Raw genomic sequence first — 23,004 nt, 5'->3', positions numbered from 1 at the left:
GCGATGAACGACACACCAGAAACTGCCGCCCGTCCGGACGCCGGCAGTGCTGCCAAGCCTTCCGAGAAGACGGAAGAGGGCTCCAGTCCGAGTATTCCCGCCGGCAGCGCGGCCGCAGAGCCGACGCATGCCGGTCCTTCGCTCTTCGACCGCGTGCTCGGCCTGTTCCGGCACCGCAACGGCACCAGCCTGCGCGAAGAGATTGCCGGCGCGCTCGCGGAAACGGCGACCGATGCCGGCGCCTTCTCGCCCGGCGAACGCGCCATGCTCAACAACATCCTTCGCCTGCGCGAAGTCCGGGTCGAGGATGTTATGGTGCCGCGCGCCGATATCGAGGCGGTCGAGATCAACACGACGCTTGGCGATCTGCTCGGCCTTTTCGAGCAATCCGGCCATTCGCGCATGCCGGTCTATTCCGAGACGCTGGACGATCCGCGCGGCATGGTCCACATCCGCGACGTGCTCGCCCACATCACCAAGCTCGCCCGCGTCAAGAAGGGCCGCAGCAGAGCGAAGACGCCGGCGTCGACCGCGCTCGACCTTGCCCAGGTCGACCTTGCGCGTACCATCGGCGATCTCAGCCTGATCCGCCCGGTGCTGTTCGTGCCACCCTCGATGCTTGCCTCCGACCTGATGGGGCGCATGCAGACGAACCGCACGCAGATGGCGCTGGTCATCGACGAATATGGCGGCACCGACGGTCTCGCCTCGCTGGAGGATATCGTCGAGATGGTGGTCGGCGACATCGAGGACGAGCATGACGACGACGAGCCGATGGTCACGCAGACCGGCGACGGCGTCTTCGTCGTCGACGGCAAGGCCGAGATCGACGAGGTCGCCAAGATGATCGGCGAGGATTTCGCCGCCGGCGAGCATGGCGAATATGTCGATACGATCGGCGGGATGATCTTCAACACGCTCGGCCGCGTCCCGGCCAGGGGCGAAGTCGTGCAGGCCATTCCCGGCTTCGAGTTCCACGTGCTCGACGCCGACCCGCGCCGCGTCAAGCGCGTGCGCATCGTGCAGAGCCAGAAGGGCGAGCGCCAGCGCCGCCGCGCGGCCCGCACCGAACAGGCCTGATATCGCCGTCCGATGGCGATGGACGATCCGTTCAAGCACGCGGTTTTGGGTTCGGGTGTTTTCTACAAGGATCCACGCGCGGCATTGATCTGGCTGCAGGCGGCTTTCGGCTTCGAGCCGAGCATGCTGGTCAGCGATACCGACGGTCGGCTGGTGCATGCCGAAATGCGTTTTGGCGACGGCTATATCATCGTCGATTCCGAATGGGATGAGCATATCGCCAGCCCGGCCTCCGTCGGCGGCAAGAACACGCAGGCCGTCTATGTGCGCCTGCAGCAAGATATCGACGCGCATTGCGAGCAAGCGCGCGCGGCGGGCGCGCAGATCGTCGAGGAGCCCGCCGACCATTTCTACGGCGAGCGCCAATACCGCGCTCGTGACCTCGAAGGCCATGTCTGGACATTCACCCGCACCGTGCGCGTTGTCCCCAAGGACGAGGCTGAGCGACTGAGTGGCCTGCGCATCCAGGGCTGGCACCGCTGAGCCTTTGCAACCAAGCGGAACCGCTTGGCGTTGCAGAAATGCCGCTAAACAAAGGGCTATGGCGGGATTCCCGCGATAGCGCGACCGTGTGTCAGGCCGCGCTTATCTGGGTTTGGAACGCCGGGCCTAGCCTGTTAAACCTCTAGCTTCCTGATTCGCGCGACTTGGGAAGCTGGATGCAGCGCTTTACCGGCCGGATAATTCTGCTGTGGGGATGGCGGCGGGCGCTGGTGGCGTTTGCCGCCGGAGCGCTGGCGGTGCTTGCCCAGGCGCCTTACGATTTCTTCGCCGTCTGCTTCGTTTCGTTCCCGGTCCTGGTCTGGCTGCTCGACGGCGCCACCGGCGAGGCTTCCGATGGCTGGTTCCGGCGCCTGCGGCCGGCTTTCGCAACAGGCTGGTGGTTCGGCTTCGGCTACTTCCTCGCCGGTCTCTGGTGGATCGGCCAGGCCTTGCTGGTCGAGGCCGACAATTTCGCCTGGGCCTTGCCCTTCGCCGTCGTCGGCATCCCCTTCGCGCTGGCCTTTTTCTATGGCTTTGCCACCGTGGTGGCGCGGCTGTTCTGGAGCAGCGATATCGGCCGCATCGCCGCCCTTGCCTTCGGGTTCGGCCTTGCCGAATGGTTGCGCGACTTCCTCTTCACCGGCTTTCCCTGGAACGCCGTCGGCTACGCGGCGATGCCTGTGCCGCTCCTGATGCAGAGCGTGTCGGTGACCGGCATGATCGGCATGAACGCGCTCGCGGTCTTCCTGTTTTCGCTGCCGGCGCTGGTCGCGGCGCGCCGGCATCTGAGGCTGGGCGTTGCCCTGTTCGTCGTCCTCGCCGCCGCCCATGTCGGCTTCGGCTATTTCAGGCTCGCCATGCCCGCCGAGCCGGCGACACGATCCATCGACGTCCGCATCGTCCAGCCCGCGGTCGACCTCAGCGAAAAATGGGACGCCTCGGTGCGCGACCGCATCTTCGCGACTTTGCTGGGGATATCGGGGAAAGCACCCGAAGAAAGTCACGCCAAGCCCCAGCTCATTCTGTGGCCGGAGACATCGGTGCCGTTTCTCTTCACCGAACGTCCGGACGCGCTGACAGCACTGGGCGACATGCTGACCGACGGCCAGATGCTGATTGCCGGTGTCGTGCGCGAGGAGGGCGGATCGGCGAATGCCGGCAGCCGTTATTACAATTCCGTGGTGGCGATCAACGACAAGGGCGAGATCGTCGATGCCGTCGACAAGGTGCATCTGGTGCCCTTCGGCGAATATCTGCCCTTCGCCGACCTGTTCGAACGCTTCGGCATAGGCCAGCTCGTCGCCGGACCGATGAATTTCGCCGCTGGCAACGAGCGCCATCCGATCGCCGTGCCGGGCGGCCTGCGTGCCGCGCCGTTCATCTGCTACGAGGTTATCTTTCCCGATCTCGTCGCCGCCGACTCTGCGTCATCTGACGTAATCGTGAACGTCACCAACGACGCCTGGTTTGGCGACACGCCAGGCCCGTATCAGCACTTCAGGCAGGCGCAGGTTCGGGCAGTGGAGAATGGATTGCCGCTGCTGCGCGCGGCCAACAATGGCATCTCCGCAGTGGTCGATTCGCGCGGGCGCATTATCGACGCGCTTGCCGTCGACGCGCGCGGCGCCATCGACGCGCATGTGCCGGTTTCTGGGCGCGCCCTCCTGTCTGCGAAACAGCGGCGCATTAACGGATTGCTGATCATGTTGCTGTTAGCGCTGATTGCCCTCACATTGAATGTAAGGCAGCGGCTACGGGTGAATTGACAGTCGGCACATTAGAAACTCATACTGTAACGCCTAAAATTTTCTCGAAGTCGGTTGGAGGGTTCTGTTGGGGCAGGTGGCTCCGGCTTCATATGGGCGGAACAAAATAGAAAAAGCCGGAAAAATTCGGCGAGGAAAAAATGACAGAAGAGAACAAGAAGAAGCCGAATCCGATCGACATCCATGTCGGGAGTCGCATCCGGCTGCGTCGCAATATGCTTGGAATGAGCCAGGAAAAGCTGGGTGAAAATCTCGGCATCACCTTTCAGCAGATCCAGAAGTACGAAAAGGGCACGAACAGGGTTGGCGCCAGCCGTCTGCAGGCGATCGCGTCCATCCTGAGCGTTCCTGTCGCCTTCTTCTTCGAGGATGCCCCGGGCGAGGAGGCCGGCGGCGGCAATCGAGGATTTGCGGAAGACTCCTCGATGGCGTTCGCCATCGAATTCTGCGGCAGTCCCGAGGGACTTCAGCTCAACCGGGCTTTCGTCAAGATCGGCGACGTCAAGGTGCGCCGCCGGATCATCGATCTGGTCAAGGCGCTCTCCGCGGAAGACGCCGATTGATTTTACCGATGCCACCGGCGGCGCTCTGCCGCCGGTGGCATAGCCGGCCTTACCTACATTCATGCCAGATCCGTCGCGCCGCTTGACGAGCGGCGCCCGGCACCGCTAACACGTGGCGCGCCAAAATCGGCAGCCTGCCGATCTTTTTTCAAGAGGGGACACCCGTGACGCGGCAGAATTATCTCTTCACCTCGGAATCCGTCTCCGAGGGTCATCCCGACAAAGTTTGTGACCGCATCTCCGACGAGATCGTCGATCTGGTCTATCGCGAAGCCAAGAAGACGGGCATGGATCCGTGGAAGGTGCGCGTCGCCTGCGAGACACTGGCCACCACCAACCGTGTCGTCATCGCCGGCGAGGTCCGCGTCCCCGACACGCTTTTGAAGAAGGACAAGGCGGGCAACGTCCTCAAGGATGCGTCCGGCCACCCTGTGGTCAACCCGGCCAAGTTCAAGTCGGTTGCCCGCAAGGCGATCCGCGAGATCGGCTACGAGCAATCCGGCTTCCACTGGAAGACCGCCAAGATCGACGTGCTGCTGCATGGCCAGTCGCCCGACATCGGCCAGGGCGTCGACAATGCCGCCGACCGCCAGGGCGAGGAAGGCGCGGGCGACCAGGGCATCATGTTCGGCTACGCCTGCCGCGAGACGCCCGACCTCATGCCGGCGCCGATCTATTACAGCCACAAGATTCTCGAACTGCTGGCGGCGGCACGCCATGAAGGCAATGGCGAGGCCGGCAAGCTCGGCCCGGACGCCAAGAGCCAGGTCACCGTGCGCTATGCCGACGGCAAGGCGGCGGAAGTCACGCAGATCGTGCTCTCCACCCAGCATCTCGATACGAGCTGGGACTCCAAGAAGGTCCGCAAAGTGGTCGAGCCCTATATCCGCGAGGCGCTTGGCGACCTGAAGATCGCCGAGGACTGCAACTGGTACATCAACCCGACCGGCAAGTTCGTCATCGGCGGGCCTGACGGCGATGCCGGCCTCACCGGCCGCAAGATCATCGTCGACACCTATGGTGGCGCGGCGCCCCATGGCGGCGGCGCCTTCTCGGGAAAGGACACCACCAAGGTCGACCGCTCGGCCGCCTATGCGGCGCGCTACCTTGCCAAGAACGTGGTGGCGGCCAAGCTTGCCGACCGCTGCACCATCCAGCTCTCCTACGCCATCGGCGTCGCCCAGCCGCTGTCGGTCTATGTCGACCTGCACGGCACCGGAAAGGTGGACGAATCGAAGCTCGAGGATGCGCTGCGCAAGGTCATGGACCTGTCGCCGTCGGGCATCCGCCGTCATCTCGACCTCAACAAGCCGATCTATGCAAAAACCTCGTCCTACGGCCATTTCGGCCGCAAGGCCGGTCGCGACGGCTCCTTCTCCTGGGAAAAGACCGATCTCGCCAAGGCGCTCAAGGACGCCGTCGCCGCCTGACGCCAGCGGACGCAAGGGACAGGCCAAGCCGGGCGACCGAAGGCTTCTTCGGTCGCCGGCACGGCAAGACTATACGCCCTCAGCAGGCGATCGCCCTCGAAGGCGGCCTGCGCGAATACCGGGTCGACCTGACGGCGCAAGCGCGGGCTGATCTCAGGACCTTGTTCAAGGCACAGGTTTCGGCGCTCCAACTGGAAATCGGCTTCGGCGGCGGTGAGCATCTGTTGCATCGCGCCGCGGAAGCGCCGGCAACCGGCTTCATCGGCGTCGAACCCTTCGTCAACGGCATGGCCAAGATGATGACGGCGCTTGGCAAGACGCCGCTTGCCAATCTGAGAGTCTATGACGACGACGCCACGCGCCTGCTCGACTGGCTGCCGGAAGCCTCGCTCGACGGCATTGATCTGCTCTATCCCGATCCATGGCCCAAGAAGAAGCATTGGAAGCGACGCTTCGTCGGCGCCGCCAATCTCGGCCGCTTCGCCCGGGTGCTGAAATCCGGCGGCAGGTTCCGCTTCGCCTCCGACATCGACAGCTATGTGAACTGGACGCTGCTTGCCTGCCGCGCCAGTGGCGCCTTTGAATGGCAGGTGCGGGATGCCGCCGATTGGCACCGGCCCTATGAAGGTTGGCCCGGCACGCGCTATGAGGCCAAGGCCATCCGCGAGGGGCGGCGGCCCGCCTATCTGACGTTCATCCGGAAGTAATCGGGCGATCTGTATTGCATATAGAGCTACAGATCGCTGCATTGCAGGCTGGAGATAGCTATGGCCGCCTCGGTTGAATGCAGGGAATACCCGATCTCGATGCGCCTGCCGGAAGCGGACGTGGCGATGATCGATCGTGCCGCCACTCTGCGCGGCCGGTCCCGCACGGATTTCGTGCGCGATGCCGCCGTGCGCGCGCGGCCGAGGATGTGCTGATGGATAACCGTCCTGTCCGCATGAGCCCGGAAGGGTTCGCGGAGTTCATGGAGGTTCTGTCGGCCCCGGCCGCGCCGGTCCCCGACATGGTGGAATTGGCAAAGCGGTCAGCGCCTTGGGAAGCTGGTTATGCGACGAAGCGCTGACTGGTGGTCTTATCGGCGCCCGAACCGCTTACGGCAGCTCACGGCGTGTCCGGATTCTCCTGTGGGAAGCCTGCGCTTGATCACTGGCTGAAAACTCACGCGTTTTCCAATCAGGAGAAGGGCTTCACGGCCGTTCTCGTCGTCCACGAAGCCGGCGGCGTGATTGGATATTACGGTTTGGCGCCGACGGCCGTCGTGCCTTCGATCCTGCCCCGGTCAGTCCGCACGGGCAACCGCCCGACCCGGTGCCGTGCCCTGCTCCTCGGCCAGCTTGCGACCGATACCGGTTGGGCTGGGCGCGGCATCGGCACCGGCTTGGTAAAGCATGCCCTTCAGCGCTGCGTTCAGGCGGCGGAACTGATCGGAGGGCGTGCGCTGATGATCAATGCAGTCGATGCGGAAGCGGCGCAGTTCTGGCAGCGCGGGGGATTTCTCCCGACGAGAGACGATCCGCTCATCTTATTTCGTTCGATCGCGGCAATCGCCGCGTCGCTGGTGGACGCCCACCGCCATTCAGCGAGATGTTGACGGTCGGGCTTCCGTTTATGAGGCTAGAAGTGGCCTATCCGATCGAAAGCGGCCGGATCGATGCCGAGCTTCAGGGCGCTGCGGCGCGGCTTGCGCCCGGCCTTCGACGGCTCGCGCCGCCGTTGCCGCGCTGCCGAATGTGTTGAAGAAATCGCCGATGACGAAAAACAATCCACGGTCCATATGATCAGCTTCACGCGCCACCGCGCGCGTCCTTTCTTTTGCACTGCAACCTAGATGGTGACGACAGTCGGTTCACAAAGGGCTGCATGGCCGCCATGCGCGGCGCGCAACGCAGGCAGTCCAGGCGGGTTCTTGACGAACCACTTTGGTTCCATAACATTCAGAGTGAACCAGAATGGAGACAGGATGATGAGTGCCTTTACCGTGCGGCTTCCTGATGAGACCGTGGCCAAGCTCGACCAATTGGCCGAAAAGGTGGATCGCTCCCGTTCCTACGTCGCTGCTCAAGCGATCGAAGACTATCTCGCCAGGGAAGAATGGCAGCTTGCCGAGATCGAGGCCGGCCTTGATGAAGCCGATCGAGGAGAATTTGCAAGTGAGAAGGATTTGGCCGGCGTCATAGCGAAATACGTCAAGTCCGAACGATGAAGCGGATCCGCTGGACCCAGCGCGCCGTGCGCCGTCTCGACCAGATTGGCGCTTTCATCGAAAAGGACAATCCAACAGCCGCGGCGAGGGTTGTTGCCCGCATCGTTTCCTCCGCGGACAATCTCGCCGAGCAACCCGCCATGGGGCGGCTCGGGCGGGTGAAAGGGACACGAGAGCTGGTCCTGGCTGACATGCCATACATAATTCCCTACCGCGTGGTCGGCGGCGAGATCGAGATACTCACCGTGATGCATGCGGCCCAGCGATGGCCGCGCCAGTTGTAGACACCGCCGCCAGCCTTTGCCTGCAGGCTTGAAACACAATTCGGGATCGTCTATATCAACCTCAAATTCTTGGTCGGTATGACGAAGAGTGGGTCCACCCGGTCCCGCTCTTTTTTATTACCTGCCGGCCGGAAGTGAAAAGCGACAGGGATCTGATGACTGCAGCGGCAAGCGAGGCCGACGACCGTATCATCCGCGAAAGCGGCATCGATGCGCGCATTGCGCTGATCGTGCAGCCGGTGCTCAAGGCCATCGGCTTCCGGCTCGTGCGGGTGCAACTGACCGGCCAGAACGGGCTGACGCTGCAGATCATGGCCGAACGCGAAGACGGCACCATGACCGTCGAGGATTGCGAAGAGGTCAGCCGCGCCGTGTCGCCGGCGCTCGATGTCGATGATCCGATCGAAAAAGCGTATCATCTGGAAGTTTCGTCGCCAGGCATCGACCGGCCGCTGGTGCGCAAATCGGATTTCGCCGCCTGGACCGGACATCTGGTCAAGCTGGAGACATCGGTTCTTGTCAGTGATCGCAAGCGCTTCAAGGGCAAGATCGCCGAGGCGGATGCCGACGGCATCCTGATCGAGCGCGACAAGGCGGCCTATGGCGAAGAGCCGACGGTGCGCGTGCCTTACGACGCGATCGCAGAGGCCCGGCTGGTGCTGACCGACGATCTCATCCGCGATGCCCTGTCGAAGGACAACCGGGCGCGCAAGGAAGCCAGGAAGCGCCGAGGCGAAGCGGAAGACGCCGCCGCCGGCGAGGAAAATGAAACCGAACAGGAAAGTTGATTGAGTAGCCGGGCTGTATGCCCGGCGCGAAATCGGGAGAAAGACAATGGTTGTAAGCGCCAACAGGCTTGAACTGCTGCAGATCGCCGATGCGGTCGCGCGTGAAAAGTCGATCGACAAGCAGATCGTCATCGCCGCCATGGCCGATGCGATCCAGAAGGCGGCGCGCTCTCGTTACGGCCAGGAGACCAACATCCGCGCCGACATCAACCCGAACACCGGCGAGATGAAGCTGCAGCGGCTGATGGAGGTGGTCGAGGCGGTCGAGGACTACGCGACGCAGATCGCGCTTTCCACGGCCCGCGAGCGCAATCCCGATGCCCAGGTCGGCGACTTCATCGCCGAGCAGCTGCCGCCGATGGATTTCGGCCGCATCGCCGCCCAGTCGGCCAAGCAGGTCATCGTGCAGAAGGTGCGTGAGGCCGAGCGCGATCGCCAGTATGACGAATACAAGGATCGCATCGGCGAGATCGTCAACGGCACCGTCAAGCGCGTCGAGTACGGCAATGTCATCGTCGATCTCGGCCGGGGCGAGGCGATCATCCGCCGCGACGAGCTGATCCCGCGCGAGAACTACAAGTATGGCGACCGCGTGCGCGCCTATGTCTATGACGTGCGCCGCGAGCAGCGCGGGCCGCAGATCTTCCTGTCGCGCACGCATCCGCAGTTCATGGCCAAGCTCTTCACCATGGAAGTGCCGGAAATCTACGACGGTATCATCGAGATCAAGTCGGTCGCCCGCGATCCAGGCTCGCGCGCCAAGATCGCCGTCATCTCGCGCGACAGCTCGATCGATCCGGTCGGCGCCTGCGTCGGTATGCGCGGCAGCCGCGTCCAGGCGGTGGTCGGCGAATTGCAGGGCGAGAAGATCGACATCATTCCGTGGTCGCCATCGGCCGCGTCCTTCATCGTCAACGCGCTGCAGCCGGCCGAGGTCGCCAAGGTGGTGCTCGACGAGGATGCCGAGCGCATCGAGGTGGTGGTGCCGGACGATCAATTGTCGCTGGCCATCGGCCGTCGCGGCCAGAACGTGCGGCTTGCCTCGCAGCTGACCGGCTGGGATATCGACATCCTGACCGAGCAGGAAGAGAGCGAGCGTCGCCAGAAGGAATTCGTCGAGCGTTCCGCACTCTTCATGGAAGCTCTCGACGTCGACGAGATGGTCGGCCAGGTGCTCGCCTCCGAAGGTTTCACCAGCGTCGAGGAAGTCGCTTATGTCGACTCGGGCGAAATCGCCTCGATCGACGGCTTCGACGAGGACACCGCTTCGGAAATCCAGACCCGCGCCCGCGAATATCTGGAAAAGATCGAGGCCGAGCACGACGAAAAGCGCAAGGCGCTGGGCGTCCAGGACGAGCTGCGCGAGATCCCCGGCGTTACCACCGCCATGATGGTGACGCTCGGCGAGGACGGCGTGAAGACGATCGAGGACTTCGCCGGCTATGCCGCCGACGATCTGACCGGCTGGAAAGAGCGCAAGGACGGCGAGACCAAGGTCTATCCGGGCGTGCTTGCCAGCCACGGTGTCTCGCGCGCCGATGCCGAGCAGATGGTGCTCGCCGCCCGCAAGCAGGCCGGCTGGATCACCGAAGACGAGCTTGCAGCCGAACAAGTCGCGGCTGACGAAGCCGTTGGTGCGTGAGGTGAACCCGCATCGCACACAACCCGCCCCAGGACGAGATGAACGATCGCACTTGCATCGTTACGCGCAGGCAGGCCGAACCGGATGAACTGATCCGTTTCGTCGTCGGCCCGGATTCGGCCGTCGTTCCGGATATCAAGAGAAACCTGCCCGGCCGTGGTTGTTGGGTGAGCGCTGACCGCCTACATATCGAGAAGGCAGCGGCGAAGAACCTGTTTGCCCGCGCCTTCAAGGCGCAGGTGATCGTGCCGACCGATCTTGGCGGCATGGTTGACGGGCTGCTCTCCAGATCCGCTCTGGGTATGCTTGGCCTTGCCCGCAAGGCTGGCGCTGTCGTTCTTGGCGCCGCCAAGGTCGAGGGTGCGGTGCGCGACGGCCAAGCGCTTCTGGTACTGCATGCGACCGAGGCTTCGGACGACGGTGTCCGCAAGATCAGTCAGGCACGGCGGGCAACCGTCCATCTCGGCGGCCCGGCCATCCTTGCCTACAAACTTTTCCCTGAAGCCGAGTTGAGCTTGGCATTGGGGGGTACAAATGTGATACATGCTGCCGTCCTCGCGCAGGACGCGGGACAGGCGGTTGAGAAGCGCGTTGTTGCGCTCGACCGATATCGGGGCGGTACCCCGAACGATCTGGCAATGCTTGCGGCCGTTGCTGACGAAGATGATGCCGCAGAGGATATGGAATGAACGATACGAAATCGGGCGACGACAAGACGTTGAGCGTTACGCCGAAGAAGACCTTGACGCTGAAGCGCCCCGGCCTCGAGCAGGGCACCGTGCGCCAGAATTTCTCGCATGGCCGCACCAAGTCGGTCGTGGTCGAGACCAAGAAGCGCAAGTTCTCGCTGCCCGGCGACAAGCCGGAGCCGGTGGCTGCGTCCGTCTTCACGCCGAAGCCCGCCCCTGCCCCTGTTGCCGCCGCCCCTGTCGTGCAGGAAGCACCGAAGGCGCCGCCTCCGCCGCCGGAGCGTTCCGGCATGGTTCTGAACGAACTCTCGCGCGGCGAGATGGAAGCGCGTCGCAAGGCGCTGGAAGGTTCCAAGGTCCGCGAGGCCGAGGATCGCCAGCGCGCTCAGGAAGATGCCAAGCGCCGCACCGAGGAAGAAGAACGCCGCAAGCGCGAGCGTGACGAATCCGCGCGCCGTCAGGCCGAGGAGGAGGCACGCCTGCAGACTGAGGCCGAGGCCCGCCGGCGCGCCGAGGAAGAGGCTCGCCGCCGCGCGCCGCTGGCGGCGGATGTCGTCACGGCTGACGACGAGGAAGAGGCCAAGCCGAGGCGTACCGGCGCCGGCGCCGGGGCGAGTGCGCCGCCGCGCCGTCTTGCGACGCCGGAAGTGGCGCGGCCGGCCAAGCCGACAAAGGGCGAGGAAGATCGCCGCCGTGGCAAGCTGACGCTGAACTCGGCGCTGTCGGATGACGACGCGCGCGCCCGCTCGCTGTCGTCGATGCGTCGCCGCCAGGAGAAATTCAAACGCGCGATGCATAACGAGCCGCGCGAGAAAGTCATGCGCGAAGTGATCCTGCCCGAAACCATTACCATCCAGGAATTGGCGCAGCGCATGTCCGAGCGCGCCGTGGACGTGGTCAAGTTCTTCATGAAGCAGGGCCAGATCCTCAAGCCGGGCGACGTCATCGACGCCGACACGGCCGAGCTGGTCGCCTCCGAATTCGGCCACACGGTCCGCCGCGTCGCCGAGTCCGACATCGAGGAAGGCCTGTTCAACATCGCCGATCGCCCGGAAGACCTGGTGTCGCGTCCGCCGGTCGTGACCATCATGGGCCATGTCGACCACGGCAAGACCTCGCTGCTCGACGCGATCCGTAACGCCAATGTCGTCTCGGGCGAGGCCGGCGGCATCACCCAGCATATCGGTGCCTACCAGATCGAGAAGAACGGTCAGAAGATCACCTTCATCGACACGCCCGGCCACGCCGCCTTTACAGCGATGCGCGCCCGCGGCGCGCAGGTCACCGACATCGCCGTGCTGGTGGTGGCGGCCGACGACAGCGTGATGCCGCAGACGATCGAATCGATCAATCACGCCAAGGCGGCCGGCGTGCCGATCATCGTGGCGATCAACAAGATCGACAAGCATGACGCCGACCCGCAGAAGGTGCGGACCGAACTGCTGCGCCATGAAGTGTTCGTGGAATCGATGGGCGGCGAGGTGTTGGACGTCGAGGTTTCGGCGACCAAGGGCACCAATCTCGACAAGCTGCTGGAAGCGATCCTGCTGCAGGCCGAAGTGCTCGACCTCAAGGCCAACCCCGACCGCACCGCCGAAGGCGCGGTTATCGAGGCGCAGCTGGACAAGGGACGCGGGCCTGTCGCCACCGTGCTGGTGCAGACCGGCACGCTGATGCCGGGCGACATCATCGTCGCCGGCAACGAGTGGGGCCGTGTGCGCGCGCTCGTCAACGATCGCGGCGAGCACGTTCCGGAAGCGCCGCCGGCGATGCCGGTCGAGGTGCTTGGCCTCCAGGGCACGCCGCAGGCGGGCGACCGCTTCGCCGTCGTCAACAACGAGGCGCGCGCCCGTGAGATCACCGAATACCGCCAGCGCCTGGCGCGCGACAAGGCGGTGGCCAGGCATGCCGGCCAGCGCGGCTCGCTCGAGCAGATGATGTCGCAGCTGCAGACGAGCGGATTGAAGGAATTCCCGCTGGTCATCAAGGGCGACGTGCAGGGTTCGATCGAGGCGATCAATGCCGCACTTGAAAAGCTCGGCAATGACGAGGTGCGCGCGCGCATCGTCCATGCCGGTGCCGGCGGCATCACCGAAAGCGACGTCTCGCTCGCCGAGACGTCCGGAGCGGCGATCATCGGCTTCAACGTCCGCGCCAATGCGCAGGCGCGTGTGGCCGCAGTCGCGGCCGGCATCGAGATCCGCTACTACTCGATCATCTACAACCTCGTCGATGACGTGAAGGCAGCGCTTTCCGGTATGCTTTCGCCGGAGCGGCGCGAGACCTTCATCGGCAATGCCGAGATCCTCGAGATCTTCGACATCTCCAAGGTCGGCAAGATCGCCGGCTGCCGTGTCACCGAAGGCAAGGTCGAGCGTGGCGCGGGTGTTCGCCTGATCCGCGACAACGTCGTGATCCACGAAGGCACGCTGAAGACGCTGAAGCGCTTCAAGGACGAGGTTTCGGAAGTGCCGGGCGGCCAGGAGTGCGGCATGGCCTTCCAGAACTACGAGGACATGCGTGTCGGCGACGTCATCGAGTGCTTCCGCATCGAGATGGTAACCAGAACGCTCTAATTCAGGTATACTTGCCGAATAATAACAGGCGGCGGCCGAAAGGCTGCCGCCCAGACCCCTATGCATGTTGAGACATGTGGCGCGGTCCCATCCCGCGCTTCACGATTTCAGGACCAGAGAAAAATGCCCCGTTCGACACCGTCAGGCCCCTCCCAGCGCATGCTGCGCGTCGGCGAGCAGGTGCGCCATGCCCTTTCCGAGACCTTGCAGCGCGGTGAAATCATCGATCCGGTGATCGAGAACAGCGTCGTCTCGGTCTCCGAGGTGCGCATGTCGCCCGATCTCAAGATCGCCACCGCCTTCGTCTCGCCGCTTGGCGCAGGCGACGACGGCGCCGTGATCGAGGCGCTCAACAGGCACGCGAAGTTCATCCGCGGCCGTGTTTCCGGCTCGCTCAGGCAGATGAAGTACATGCCGGAGTTTCGTTTCAGGCTTGATACCTCCTTCGACAATTTCGCGAAGATCAATGAGCTGCTGAAATCGCCCGAAGTCGCGCGCGATCTCGGTGACGGCAAGAACAACGATAAGGACGAGGAATAGGTGGCGCGTCGCGGCAAGAAGAAGGGGCGGCCGGTCTCCGGCTGGGTGGTGCTGGACAAGCCCGTCGGCATGGGTTCGACCGAAGCGGTCTCCAAGATCAAATGGCTGTTCCAGGCCGAGAAGGCCGGCCATGCCGGCACGCTCGATCCGCTGGCCTCCGGCATGCTGCCGATCGCCTTGGGCGAGGCGACCAAGACCGTTCCTTACGTGCAGGACGGCGCCAAGGTCTATCGCTTCACCGTCGCTTGGGGGCAGGAGCGCTCGACCGACGACCTCGAAGGCCCGGTGACCAACAGTTCCGACCGTCGGCCGGACGAGGCGGAGGTGAGGGCGCTGCTGCCGAAATACACCGGCGTCATCATGCAGACACCGCCGCAATTCTCGGCCATCAAGATCGCCGGCGAACGCGCCTATGACCTTGCCCGTGAAGGCGAGACGGTCGACATCCCGGCGCGCGAAATCGAGATCGGCCGCCTCGACATCGTCGAGCATGATGCCGGCAAGACCGTCTTCGAAGTCGAGTGCGGCAAGGGCACCTATGTGCGCTCGCTGGCCCGCGACATGGGCCGCGACCTCGGCTGCTTCGGCCATATCGCCGAATTGCGCCGCGTCGAGGTCGAGCCGTTCACGCCGGATGATTTCGTCACGGTCGCCGAGCTGGAAGCGGCCCGCTTTGGCGAAAAGAATGACGACAAATCGGACGAAATGGACGCCCCGATCGATTTCAGCGCCATCGATGCGCTGCTTGTCGAAACGGCGGTGGCGCTCGACTGCCTGCCGCAGGTCGCGGTCAGCGACGATGCGGCGACGAAGATCCGCCTCGGCAATCCCGTCATCATTCGCGGCCGCGACGCACCGGTCGAGGCCGAGGAGGCCTGCGCCACAGCGCGCGGCAAGCTCGTCGCCATCGGCGCCATCGAGCAGGGCATGTTCAAGCCCAAGCGGGTCTTTGTCGGGTGAATCCGGTCTAAAGCGCGACGCGCTGAAACGGATTCAGGCGACGCGCTTTAAGCCTTTGTTTTGCTGCATGTCGTCGTCCCAGAACCGCTGCACACTTCTGGGCGACATGCATTAAGTGTTTGTTATTTACGCAATTCCGGACAGAAAACCGCTGCGCAGTTTTCCTGGAATTGCTCTAATCTCGGCCGAATGCTGAGTCCCGAGGATATCTCATGGCCAAGGCTGATGCAGGCAAGAAGCGGGCATCGCTGAAAACCCGCCGGCCACCGGTCGGGGCGTCGCCCGGCACGCTTATCGCCGATCCGGCGGCGCGGCGCAGCGAGCTTCGGCTGACGCTGATCTCGCCGGAAAAGTACAAAACCATCGACAATGCCTCGATCGACGATCTCAACGCCCATTGCGGGAAATGGCCCGTCGTCTGGCTGGATTGCACCGGACTTGCCAATATCCCGCTGATCGAGGAGATCGGCCGCATCTTCAATTTGCACCCGCTGGCGCTGGAAGATGTCGTCAACACCGGACAGCGGCCCAAGGTGGATTTCTTCGAGGACCACGCCTTCGTCGTCATGCGCATGATCGACGATATCACCTCGCATCGTTACGAGCAGATGTCGCTGTTCTTCGGCGGGAATTTCGTCGTCACCTTCCAGGAGCGCGAGGGCGACCCGTTCGATCCGGTGCGCAAGCGCATTGCGGGTGCGATGCCCAACCGACTGCGCTCGCGCGGCGCCGACTATCTCGCCTATGCGCTGATCGATGCTATCGTCGACAGCTATTTTCCCCCGATCGAAGCGGCGAGCGAAGCGGTCGACGGCATCGAGGACGAGATGCTGAACAAACCGCACAAGCACCAGATGCAGCAGCTGCATGAACTCAGGCGCGACGCCAACGTGCTCAAAGGAGTGCTGTGGCCGATGCGCGACGCGCTGGCGACGCTGATACGCAACGACGTGGCTTTCGTGAAGGCGGAGACCAAGATCTTCTTCAACGACACGCTCGACCATTCGCTGCGGCTGATCGAACTGGTCGAGAACCAGCGCGACATGCTGACCGGCCTGATCGAAATGCATGTCTCGCTGACCCAGGCCCACACCAACGACGTCATCTCCTATCTGACGATCGTCTCGGTGATCTTCATGCCGCTGACCTTCCTGGTCGGCGTCTGGGGAATGAATTTCGATCCGGAAAGCTCGCCCTGGAACATGCCGGAGCTGAAAACCTATTACGGTTATCCGGCGGCAATTCTGTTCATGGCGCTTGTCGCTGCCGGACTGATCTTCTTCTTCAAATGGAAGAAGTGGCTATAGCCGCTGAACCCTTTGTTTTCATGGCAAGACCTGCGACAAGCCGGCTTGACATTTGGGCTGGTGTTTTTTCCGGAATTGCACTATATGCGCCGCAGCTTCGCGCCCCGACGCGTCGCTTGCACTGGCCCCTGCTGGACGACATCCCGGCTGTGGGCGTCCCGTTTCCTCCAACAGATAAGGAAAAGCACGATGTCGATTACTGCCGACCGCAAGAACGAATTGATGACCGAATTCGCAACCACCAAGGGCGACACCGGATCTCCGGAAGTCCAGGTTGCCATTCTTTCCGAGCGCATCAAGAACCTGACCGAGCACTTCAAGGACCACAAGAAGGATAACCATTCCCGCCGTGGCCTGCTTGCTCTGGTCTCCCAGCGCCGCAGCCTGCTTGACTACCTCAAGCGCAAGGATGACGCGCGCTATCAGACGCTGATCGACAAGCTCGGTCTCCGTCGCTGACGAATTGACCGGCGGGCCCTCCCCGGAGGGCCCGCCGGTCGCGCATTGGCGCATCGGTCGATACGGTGCGATAATGGCGGAGCGCGACGCGCTCTTGAAATTCGCATTCGCGCAGGACGCGTTCTGGAAACAGTGGTTTCCGGCGTCATGCGCAAGCCGGCCGATCGGTCGGCCAAACACGGTTCCGGACGCGCAGAGGGCCATTCGGAACCGCCCCATGGACGGTCATGGGGCAGGATTGCAGGATGCTCGCTTGGCTTATGAGCCGAACCTACGAGCCTCCCGTTGTCTTGCCCGTGGCTGCCCGAAAGAAGCCAGGAAAGGGAGAACCCGTGACCGTTAGGACGGCGCGGCCCTTTCCGCATATGAAGGACAAGACATGTTCAATCAACACAAAGTGGAAATCGAATGGGGCGGCCGTCCGCTCATCCTGGAAACCGGCAAGATCGCACGCCAGGCTGACGGCGCGGTGCTCGCCACCTATGGCGAGACGGTCGTTCTCGCCACCGTCGTTTCGATGAAGGAGCCGAAGCCCGGCCTCGATTTCTTCCCGCTTACCGTCAACTACCAGGAAAAGACCTATGCCGCCGGCAAGATCCCGGGCGGCTACTTCAAGCGTGAGGGCCGTCCGAGCGAAAAGGAAACGCTGGTTTCTCGCCTGATCGACCGCCCGATCCGCCCGCTTTTCGCCGACGGCTACAAGAACGACACCCAGATCGTCGTCACCGTCGTCCAGCATGATCTCGAGAACGATCCGGACATCCTGTCGATCGTCGCCACCTCCGCCGCGCTGACCCTTTCCGGCGTGCCCTTCATGGGCCCGATCGGCGGCGCCCGCGTCGGCTACATCAACGGCGAATATGTGCTCAACCCGCATATCGACGAAATGCAGGAATCCAAGCTCGACCTCGTCGTTGCCGGCACCGGCGACGCTGTGCTTATGGTCGAATCCGAGGCCAAGGAACTCTCCGAGGACCTGATGCTCGGCGCCGTCGTGTTCGGCCACAAGGGCTTCCAGCCTGTGATCGACGCGATCATCAAGCTGGCCGAGGTCGCCGCCAAGGAGCCGCGCGACTTCACCGCGCCGGATCATTCCGCGCTCGAAGCCGAGATGCTGAAGATCGTCGGCGACGAGCTTCGCGAAGCCTACAAGATCACCGACAAGCAGAAGCGCTATGCCGCCGTCGACGCCGTCAAGGCGAAGGTCAAGGCCGCGTTTGCGCCGGCCGAAGGCGAAGAGGCCAAACACACCTCAGAGCAGATCGGCTCGGTGTTCAAGGAGCTTCAGGCCAAGGTCGTGCGCTGGAATATCCTCGACACCGGCTCGCGCATTGATGGCCGTGATCTCAAGACCGTTCGCAAGATCGTTTCGGAAGTCGGCGTCCTGGCGCGCACCCATGGTTCGGCGCTGTTCACCCGCGGTGAGACCCAGGCGCTGGTCGTTGCCACGCTGGGCACCGGCGAGGACGAGCAGTATGTCGATTCGCTGACCGGCATGTACAAGGAGAAGTTCCTCCTTCACTACAACTTCCCGCCCTATTCCGTCGGCGAGACCGGCCGCATGGGTTCGCCGGGTCGCCGCGAAATCGGCCACGGCAAGCTCGCCTGGCGCGCCATCCGCCCGATGCTGCCGAGCGCGGACCAGTTCCCCTACACGCTGCGCGTCGTTTCGGAGATCACCGAGTCCAACGGCTCGTCCTCGATGGCGACCGTGTGCGGCACCTCGCTGGCGCTGATGGATGCCGGCGTGCCGCTGGCAAAGCCGGTCGCCGGCATCGCCATGGGCCTGATCAAGGAAGGCGAGCGCTTCGCGGTGCTCTCCGACATCCTCGGCGACGAGGACCACCTCGGCGACATGGACTTCAAGGTCGCCGGCACCGCCAATGGCGTCACCTCGCTGCAGATGGACATCAAGATCGATGGCATCACCGAGGAGATCATGGGCATCGCTCTGGCCCAGGCCAAGGATGGCCGCCTGCATATCCTCGGCGAGATGGCGCATGCGCTGTCCGGCGCCCGCGCCGAGCTCGGCGAATTCGCGCCGCGCATCGAGGTCATGCATATCCCGACCGACAAGATACGCGACGTCATCGGCTCCGGCGGCAAGGTGATCCGCGAGATCGTCGAGAAGACCGGCGCCAAGATCAACATCGAGGACGACGGCACGGTCAAGATCGCTTCGGCGAACGCCAAGGAGATCGAGGCGGCGAAGAAGTGGATCCACACCATTGTCGCCGAGCCGGAAGTCGGCGAGATCTACGAAGGCACCGTCGTCAAGACGGCCGACTTCGGCGCGTTCGTCAACTTCTTCGGCCCGCGCGACGGTCTCGTCCACATCTCGCAGCTCGCCAATGAGCGCGTCGCCAAGACCTCCGACGTCGTCAAGGAAGGCGACAAGGTCTGGGTCAAGCTGATGGGCTTCGACGAGCGCGGCAAGGTCCGCCTGTCGATGAAGGTCGTCGACCAGGCGACCGGCAAGGAAATCGTCCAGGAAAAGAAGAAGTCGGACGGCGAGGAAGACGCCGCCTGATCGGTTTTACCGTATAATCCAAGACGGGCGCGCCGCGAGGTCGCGCCCGTTTTGTTTCGGGGCAACTCCAGGAAAAGCGGGAACCGGTTCTCCGTCCGGAATTGCGTCCAAGCAAAAAGTTCTACGGAGCTAGGTGAATGGCCGCGGAGCCGCTTAAGACGTTGTTCTACCCGTTCGAGGCCGAAGCGCTGCCCCTGCCGCGAAAGGATGCCCGCGTCCTGTTTCTCGGCGCCGAGCCCGGCTTCCGCTTGCCCGCCGGCTTCGAGGCGGCGCTGCATCTCGTGCAGGGCTTTCGGCCACATTTTCGAACGCTGCAGGCGTCTGGCTATGCGGTCGCGCCGCGCGCCGAGGGTACCGGCTTCGAGCTGGCGCTGGTGCTTGCGGGCCGTCATCGTGGGCAAAATGAGTTGCGCATCGCCGACGCCATCGAACGCACCGTGCCGGGCGGGCTGATCGCGGTCGCGGGTGGCAAGGAGGACGGCATCGACAGCCTGCGCAAGCGGATCAACGCGCTGGCGTCGCTGGAAGGCCATCTGCCGAAGCACCACGGCGTCGCCTTCTGGTTCAGGCGAACCGGTACGGAGGCGGCCGCGACCCTGCGCGCCGGCAACCCCGACCTTGTCGTTGACGGCGGCTTCAAGACCGCGCCTGGCATGTTCTCTTTCGACCGTGTCGATGCGGGATCGAAATTGCTGGCCGCGCACCTGCCTGGCGATCTCAAGGGCAATGTCGCCGATTTCTGCGCCGGCTGGGGTTATTTGGCGGCCGAGGTGACAGAACGTTCGCCTGGCATCTCTGGTCTGGATCTCTATGAGGCGGACTTCGAGGCCCTGGAGGCTGCCAGGCTCAATGTTCATGCGGCAGCGGTCGAGCCCCGTTTCTTCTGGACCGATCTGCTCACCGAGACGGTCGAGCGGCGCTACGACGCGATCGTCATGAACCCGCCCTTCCACAGTGGGCGTGCGGCTGAATCCGGCATCGGCGCCGGCATGATCCGCGCCGCGTCGAAAGCCTTGAGGCCGGGCGGGCGCCTGTTCATGGTCGCCAACCGCCAGCTTCCTTACGAGCAGGTGCTTTCGGCGGCCTTTGCCAGCCATGCCGAGATTGCCCGCGACGGGATGTTCAAGGTGTTTTCGGCGCGCCGCTGAAGCAATTCCAGGGAAAGTGTGGAGCGGTTTTCCGTCCGGAATTGCGTCAGGAAAAGAGCTAGGTGCTTTATTGCACGCTGACGATGCGGGCGGGTTCGTGCGTGCCGAAGGCGGGCCGCGCTTCGCCAAGCTCGACCTTGAGCGGCGCCGGCCGGCCGAACAGATAGCCCTGCACGACCTCGCAGCCGGCCGCTCGGAGCAGGGTGGCCTGGTTCTCGGTCTCCACGCCTTCGGCGATGATGCCGACGCCCAGCGCCCGCGACAGGCCGACAATGGTCGAAACGATCGCGCCGGAGCTGGAGTCGGTGTCGATGCGGCTGACGAACGAACGGTCGATCTTCAGCTTGCCGAAGGAGAAATCGATCAGGTAGCTCAAATTGGAATAGCCCGTTCCGAAATCGTCGACGGCCACGGAGATGCCCATCTCGGCAAGCTGCTCTAGGATCGCCGCGGCGCGGTCGCGGTCCTGCATCATCGCGGTCTCGGTGACCTCGAGCTCCAGCCGCGACGGCTTGATGCCGGTCGATTCCATCACCTCCCGCACGATGCCGACGAAATCCCTGGTCATGAACTGGGCCGGCGAGATGTTGACGGCGACGAAGCAGTCCTCCGGCAGGTAGCGGGCGTCGCTGCAGGCCTTGCGCAGCACCCACTCGCCGATCGGATTGATCATGCCGGTTTCCTCGGCGATCGGAATGAATTCCATCGGCGGGATCATGCCGCGCTCCGGATGCTTCCAGCGGATCAGCGCCTCATAGCCGACGATGCGGCCGCTCGGCAGGTTGAGCTGCGGCTGATAGTGAAGGCTGAAGTCGCCGCGGTCGAAGGCGGTCTTCAACTCCGACTCGATCCACTGCCGGTAGTCCGCCACCCGGCCCATGTCGGCGTGGAAGACAGACCAGTTGCCGACGCCGCTGGCGCGCGCGTTCTGCAGCGCCAGGTTCGAGCGGCGCAGGATGAGCACTGGGTCGACGCCGTCCTTCGGCATCGCCACGATGCCGACCGACAGGCTGACCGACTGCAGATGGCTCTGCAGCTGATAGGGTTCCATCATCTCGTTGATGAGCTTCTCGATGAGCCGCTCGATCGAACCCCTGATGTCGCGATCCGGCAGCAGCACGCCGAATTCGCCGGCGCCGAGGCGTCCGATCACCGCGTTCTTCGGCATGTTGTCCTTCAGCCTGCTGGTGAAGGCGCGGATCAGTTCGTCGCCCTGGCTGTAGCCGATGGCGTCGTTGATCTGCTTGAAGCGGTCGATATCGATGTCGATGAGGAACACCGGCTCGCCGGTTCGGATCGTCCCGGAGGCGGCCTCGGCTATCTTGCCGACCATGGCCTGGCGCGACAAAAGGCCGGTCAGCTTGTCGAAATGGGTTTCCTTGAAGACATAGGCCGCCGATTCATCGACGCCCGCGAAGAACGACAGCGCGGCACCGCCGGCGGCCAAAGCGCAGAGCGCGGCGATGACGCCGGCCATCATTTCGGCCGGCATGCCGGCCATGCCGTCGCCGAAGCCGAACCGCAGGCCCCATAATCCAAGGATGAAACTGCCCATGCCCGAGCTGGCGATGGTGATCAGCCGGAACAGCGGAGTCCGTTTCGGATTGCTGACTGCAGGCATGCATTGTCCCTAGATTAGGGGACCTTATAGCGGATATCTCCTTAAAATGAGTTTCCGCCAATGCGTTCAATTTTACTGGAACGCTACTGTCGCCACTGCAAACTATTCGCGCGTGCCGTCGTTCTGCTTCAGTTCCTCCAGTGCCGGCATCGAAACGATGTGATAGCCGGAATCGACATAGTGGATTTCACCGGTGACGCCCGACGACAGGTCGGAGAGCAGGTAGAGCGCCGAGCCGCCGACTTCGTCGATGGTCACGGTGCGCCGCAAAGGCGAGTTGCGCTGCTGGTAGGAGAACATGTGGCGGGCATCGGACACGCCGGAGCCGGCCAGTGTCCGCACCGGCCCGGCCGAGATGCCGTTCACCCTGATACCGCGTGGGCCGTAGTCGTTGGCAAGGTAGCGCACGCTGGCCTCCAGCCCGGCCTTGGCGACGCCCATGACATTGTAGTTCGGCATCACCCTGACCGAGCCGGCATAGGTGAGCGTGATCATCGAGCCGCCATTGCCCATCAGCGCGGCGGCGTTGCGGGCGATCTCGGTGAAGGAATAGCAGGAGATCACCATTGTGCGCACGAAATTGTCGCGGCTGGTGTCGGCGTAAAGGCCCTTCAGCTCGTTCTTGTCGGAAAAACCGATGGCGTGCACCACGAAATCCAGCCCGCCCCAGGCCTTGCCGAGGGTCTCGAAGGTCGCGGTGACCGAGGCGCTGTCCTCGACATCGCAAGGCACGATCAGCGAGGCCCCTACCTTCTCGGCGAGCGGCTTGACCCGCCGCCCGAAGGCGTCGCCCTGGTAGGTGAAAGCGAGTTCCGCCCCGTGTTCCGACAGCTTCTTGGCGATGCCCCAGGCAATCGAATGGTCGTTGGCGACACCCATGACAAGCCCGCGCTTGCCCTTCATCAACCCTTCCATGCCTTGGCAATCCT

Annotated in this window: 21 protein-coding genes and 1 pseudogene; 20 read left to right on the top strand and 2 right to left on the bottom strand. The window is 63.6% G+C overall.

Annotation, left to right across the window (positions count from 1 at the left end; translation table 11 throughout):
- Positions 1-3: 3 nt before the first annotated feature.
- The 20 genes and pseudogenes from FJ417_RS01585 (at position 4) to FJ417_RS01485 (ending at position 20,454) form a co-directional block, all read left to right on the top strand.
- Entirely contained in the window at positions 4-1,080 is a 1,077-nt protein-coding gene (locus FJ417_RS01585; protein WP_140656203.1) for a hemolysin family protein, read from the top strand.
- Between the two features lie 12 nt (positions 1,081-1,092).
- Entirely contained in the window at positions 1,093-1,563 is a 471-nt protein-coding gene (locus FJ417_RS01580; protein ID WP_140782222.1) for a VOC family protein, read from the top strand.
- 176 nt (positions 1,564-1,739) lie between these two features.
- Complete coding sequence (gene lnt / locus FJ417_RS01575) at positions 1,740-3,329, top strand: apolipoprotein N-acyltransferase (RefSeq protein ID WP_140782221.1); 1,590 nt, start codon at positions 1,740-1,742, stop codon at positions 3,327-3,329.
- Between the two features lie 140 nt (positions 3,330-3,469).
- Positions 3,470-3,892, top strand: a complete 423-nt coding sequence (locus FJ417_RS01570; RefSeq protein ID WP_140645345.1) for a helix-turn-helix transcriptional regulator — start codon at positions 3,470-3,472, stop codon at positions 3,890-3,892.
- A 164-nt stretch (positions 3,893-4,056) separates the two neighbouring features.
- Positions 4,057-5,322 carry a methionine adenosyltransferase gene (gene metK / locus FJ417_RS01565; RefSeq protein WP_140645344.1) on the top strand — a complete coding sequence of 422 codons (1,266 nt, stop codon included), beginning with the start codon at positions 4,057-4,059 and terminating at the stop codon, positions 5,320-5,322.
- Complete coding sequence (locus tag FJ417_RS01560; RefSeq protein ID WP_140782220.1) at positions 5,319-6,029, top strand: tRNA (guanine(46)-N(7))-methyltransferase TrmB; 711 nt, start codon at positions 5,319-5,321, stop codon at positions 6,027-6,029. The genes metK and FJ417_RS01560 overlap by 4 nt, the downstream gene beginning before the upstream one ends.
- 60 nt (positions 6,030-6,089) lie before the next feature.
- Positions 6,090-6,391: pseudogene (locus FJ417_RS33010) on the top strand (DUF1778 domain-containing protein).
- Positions 6,392-6,394: 3 nt separating this feature from the next.
- Positions 6,395-6,919 (top strand): GNAT family N-acetyltransferase, encoded by a 525-nt coding sequence (locus FJ417_RS01545; protein WP_140782217.1) that lies wholly within the window; start codon positions 6,395-6,397, stop codon positions 6,917-6,919.
- A 369-nt stretch (positions 6,920-7,288) separates the two neighbouring features.
- Complete coding sequence (locus tag FJ417_RS01540; RefSeq protein ID WP_181183129.1) at positions 7,289-7,531, top strand: CopG family ribbon-helix-helix protein; 243 nt, start codon at positions 7,289-7,291, stop codon at positions 7,529-7,531.
- Positions 7,528-7,815: a type II toxin-antitoxin system RelE/ParE family toxin gene (locus FJ417_RS01535; RefSeq protein WP_140782215.1), complete on the top strand. Its 288-nt coding sequence runs from the start codon at positions 7,528-7,530 to the stop codon at positions 7,813-7,815. Before FJ417_RS01540 ends, FJ417_RS01535 begins: the two co-directional genes overlap by 4 nt.
- A 155-nt stretch (positions 7,816-7,970) precedes the next feature.
- Positions 7,971-8,603, top strand: a complete 633-nt coding sequence (gene rimP / locus FJ417_RS01530; RefSeq protein WP_140782214.1) for a ribosome maturation factor RimP — start codon at positions 7,971-7,973, stop codon at positions 8,601-8,603.
- A gap of 46 nt (positions 8,604-8,649) precedes the next feature.
- Complete coding sequence (nusA, locus tag FJ417_RS01525) at positions 8,650-10,245, top strand: transcription termination factor NusA (protein ID WP_140645339.1); 1,596 nt, start codon at positions 8,650-8,652, stop codon at positions 10,243-10,245.
- 38 nt (positions 10,246-10,283) lie between these two features.
- A complete protein-coding gene (locus tag FJ417_RS01520) occupies positions 10,284-10,934 on the top strand; it encodes an RNA-binding protein (protein WP_140702755.1) in 651 nt (216 codons plus the stop codon).
- Complete coding sequence (gene infB / locus FJ417_RS01515) at positions 10,931-13,510, top strand: translation initiation factor IF-2 (RefSeq protein WP_140782213.1); 2,580 nt, start codon at positions 10,931-10,933, stop codon at positions 13,508-13,510. Before FJ417_RS01520 ends, infB begins: the two co-directional genes overlap by 4 nt.
- Positions 13,511-13,633: 123 nt before the next feature.
- Positions 13,634-14,050 (top strand): 30S ribosome-binding factor RbfA, encoded by a 417-nt coding sequence (rbfA, locus tag FJ417_RS01510; protein ID WP_140782212.1) that lies wholly within the window; start codon positions 13,634-13,636, stop codon positions 14,048-14,050.
- The gene (gene truB / locus FJ417_RS01505; protein WP_140656235.1) at positions 14,051-15,010 is read left to right on the top strand and encodes a tRNA pseudouridine(55) synthase TruB; all 960 of its coding nucleotides are present in this window, start codon (positions 14,051-14,053) and stop codon (positions 15,008-15,010) included.
- Between the two features lie 212 nt (positions 15,011-15,222).
- A complete protein-coding gene (gene corA, locus FJ417_RS01500) occupies positions 15,223-16,317 on the top strand; it encodes a magnesium/cobalt transporter CorA (protein ID WP_140782211.1) in 1,095 nt (364 codons plus the stop codon).
- 84 nt (positions 16,318-16,401) lie between these two features.
- Complete coding sequence (gene rpsO / locus FJ417_RS01495; protein WP_281405916.1) at positions 16,402-16,776, top strand: 30S ribosomal protein S15; 375 nt, start codon at positions 16,402-16,404, stop codon at positions 16,774-16,776.
- A 379-nt stretch (positions 16,777-17,155) separates the two neighbouring features.
- Entirely contained in the window at positions 17,156-19,306 is a 2,151-nt protein-coding gene (pnp, locus tag FJ417_RS01490) for a polyribonucleotide nucleotidyltransferase (RefSeq protein WP_140645332.1), read from the top strand.
- Positions 19,307-19,443: 137 nt separating this feature from the next.
- Entirely contained in the window at positions 19,444-20,454 is a 1,011-nt protein-coding gene (locus FJ417_RS01485; RefSeq protein WP_140782210.1) for a class I SAM-dependent methyltransferase, read from the top strand.
- Positions 20,455-20,521: 67 nt separating this feature from the next.
- On the opposite strand, the gene FJ417_RS01480 is transcribed toward FJ417_RS01485, so the two are convergent.
- A complete protein-coding gene (locus FJ417_RS01480; protein ID WP_140782209.1) occupies positions 20,522-22,075 on the bottom strand; it encodes a bifunctional diguanylate cyclase/phosphodiesterase in 1,554 nt (517 codons plus the stop codon).
- A gap of 102 nt (positions 22,076-22,177) precedes the next feature.
- Positions 22,178-22,990 (bottom strand): enoyl-ACP reductase FabI, encoded by an 813-nt coding sequence (gene fabI / locus FJ417_RS01475; protein WP_095765954.1) that lies wholly within the window; start codon positions 22,988-22,990, stop codon positions 22,178-22,180.
- Between the last annotated feature and the right edge of the window lie 14 nt (positions 22,991-23,004).

Origin of the sequence: Mesorhizobium sp. B3-1-7, from assembly GCF_006439385.1 — a bacterium.
In the GTDB taxonomy this organism is placed as follows: Bacteria; Pseudomonadota; Alphaproteobacteria; order Rhizobiales; family Rhizobiaceae; genus Mesorhizobium.
This window is presented reverse-complemented; position numbering and strand designations above follow the sequence as displayed.

What these genes read in the sequence shown, in the direction of transcription:
- FJ417_RS01585 (WP_140656203.1), top strand. Translation starts at nt 4, where the DNA reads ATGAACGACACACCAGAAACTGCCGCCCGTCCGGACGCCGGCAGTGCT.
- FJ417_RS01580 (WP_140782222.1), top strand. Translation starts at nt 1,093, where the DNA reads ATGGCGATGGACGATCCGTTCAAGCACGCGGTTTTGGGTTCGGGTGTT.
- lnt (WP_140782221.1), top strand. Translation starts at nt 1,740, where the DNA reads ATGCAGCGCTTTACCGGCCGGATAATTCTGCTGTGGGGATGGCGGCGG.
- FJ417_RS01570 (WP_140645345.1), top strand. Translation starts at nt 3,470, where the DNA reads ATGACAGAAGAGAACAAGAAGAAGCCGAATCCGATCGACATCCATGTC.
- FJ417_RS01540 (WP_181183129.1), top strand. Translation starts at nt 7,289, where the DNA reads ATGATGAGTGCCTTTACCGTGCGGCTTCCTGATGAGACCGTGGCCAAG.
- FJ417_RS01535 (WP_140782215.1), top strand. Translation starts at nt 7,528, where the DNA reads ATGAAGCGGATCCGCTGGACCCAGCGCGCCGTGCGCCGTCTCGACCAG.
- rimP (WP_140782214.1), top strand. Translation starts at nt 7,971, where the DNA reads ATGACTGCAGCGGCAAGCGAGGCCGACGACCGTATCATCCGCGAAAGC.
- nusA (WP_140645339.1), top strand. Translation starts at nt 8,650, where the DNA reads ATGGTTGTAAGCGCCAACAGGCTTGAACTGCTGCAGATCGCCGATGCG.
- FJ417_RS01520 (WP_140702755.1), top strand. Translation starts at nt 10,284, where the DNA reads ATGAACGATCGCACTTGCATCGTTACGCGCAGGCAGGCCGAACCGGAT.
- infB (WP_140782213.1), top strand. Translation starts at nt 10,931, where the DNA reads ATGAACGATACGAAATCGGGCGACGACAAGACGTTGAGCGTTACGCCG.
- rbfA (WP_140782212.1), top strand. Translation starts at nt 13,634, where the DNA reads ATGCCCCGTTCGACACCGTCAGGCCCCTCCCAGCGCATGCTGCGCGTC.
- corA (WP_140782211.1), top strand. Translation starts at nt 15,223, where the DNA reads ATGGCCAAGGCTGATGCAGGCAAGAAGCGGGCATCGCTGAAAACCCGC.
- rpsO (WP_281405916.1), top strand. Translation starts at nt 16,402, where the DNA reads ATGCGCCGCAGCTTCGCGCCCCGACGCGTCGCTTGCACTGGCCCCTGC.
- pnp (WP_140645332.1), top strand. Translation starts at nt 17,156, where the DNA reads ATGTTCAATCAACACAAAGTGGAAATCGAATGGGGCGGCCGTCCGCTC.
- FJ417_RS01485 (WP_140782210.1), top strand. Translation starts at nt 19,444, where the DNA reads ATGGCCGCGGAGCCGCTTAAGACGTTGTTCTACCCGTTCGAGGCCGAA.
- FJ417_RS01480 (WP_140782209.1), bottom strand. Translation starts at nt 22,075, where the DNA reads ATGCCTGCAGTCAGCAATCCGAAACGGACTCCGCTGTTCCGGCTGATC.
- fabI (WP_095765954.1), bottom strand. Translation starts at nt 22,990, where the DNA reads ATGGAAGGGTTGATGAAGGGCAAGCGCGGGCTTGTCATGGGTGTCGCC.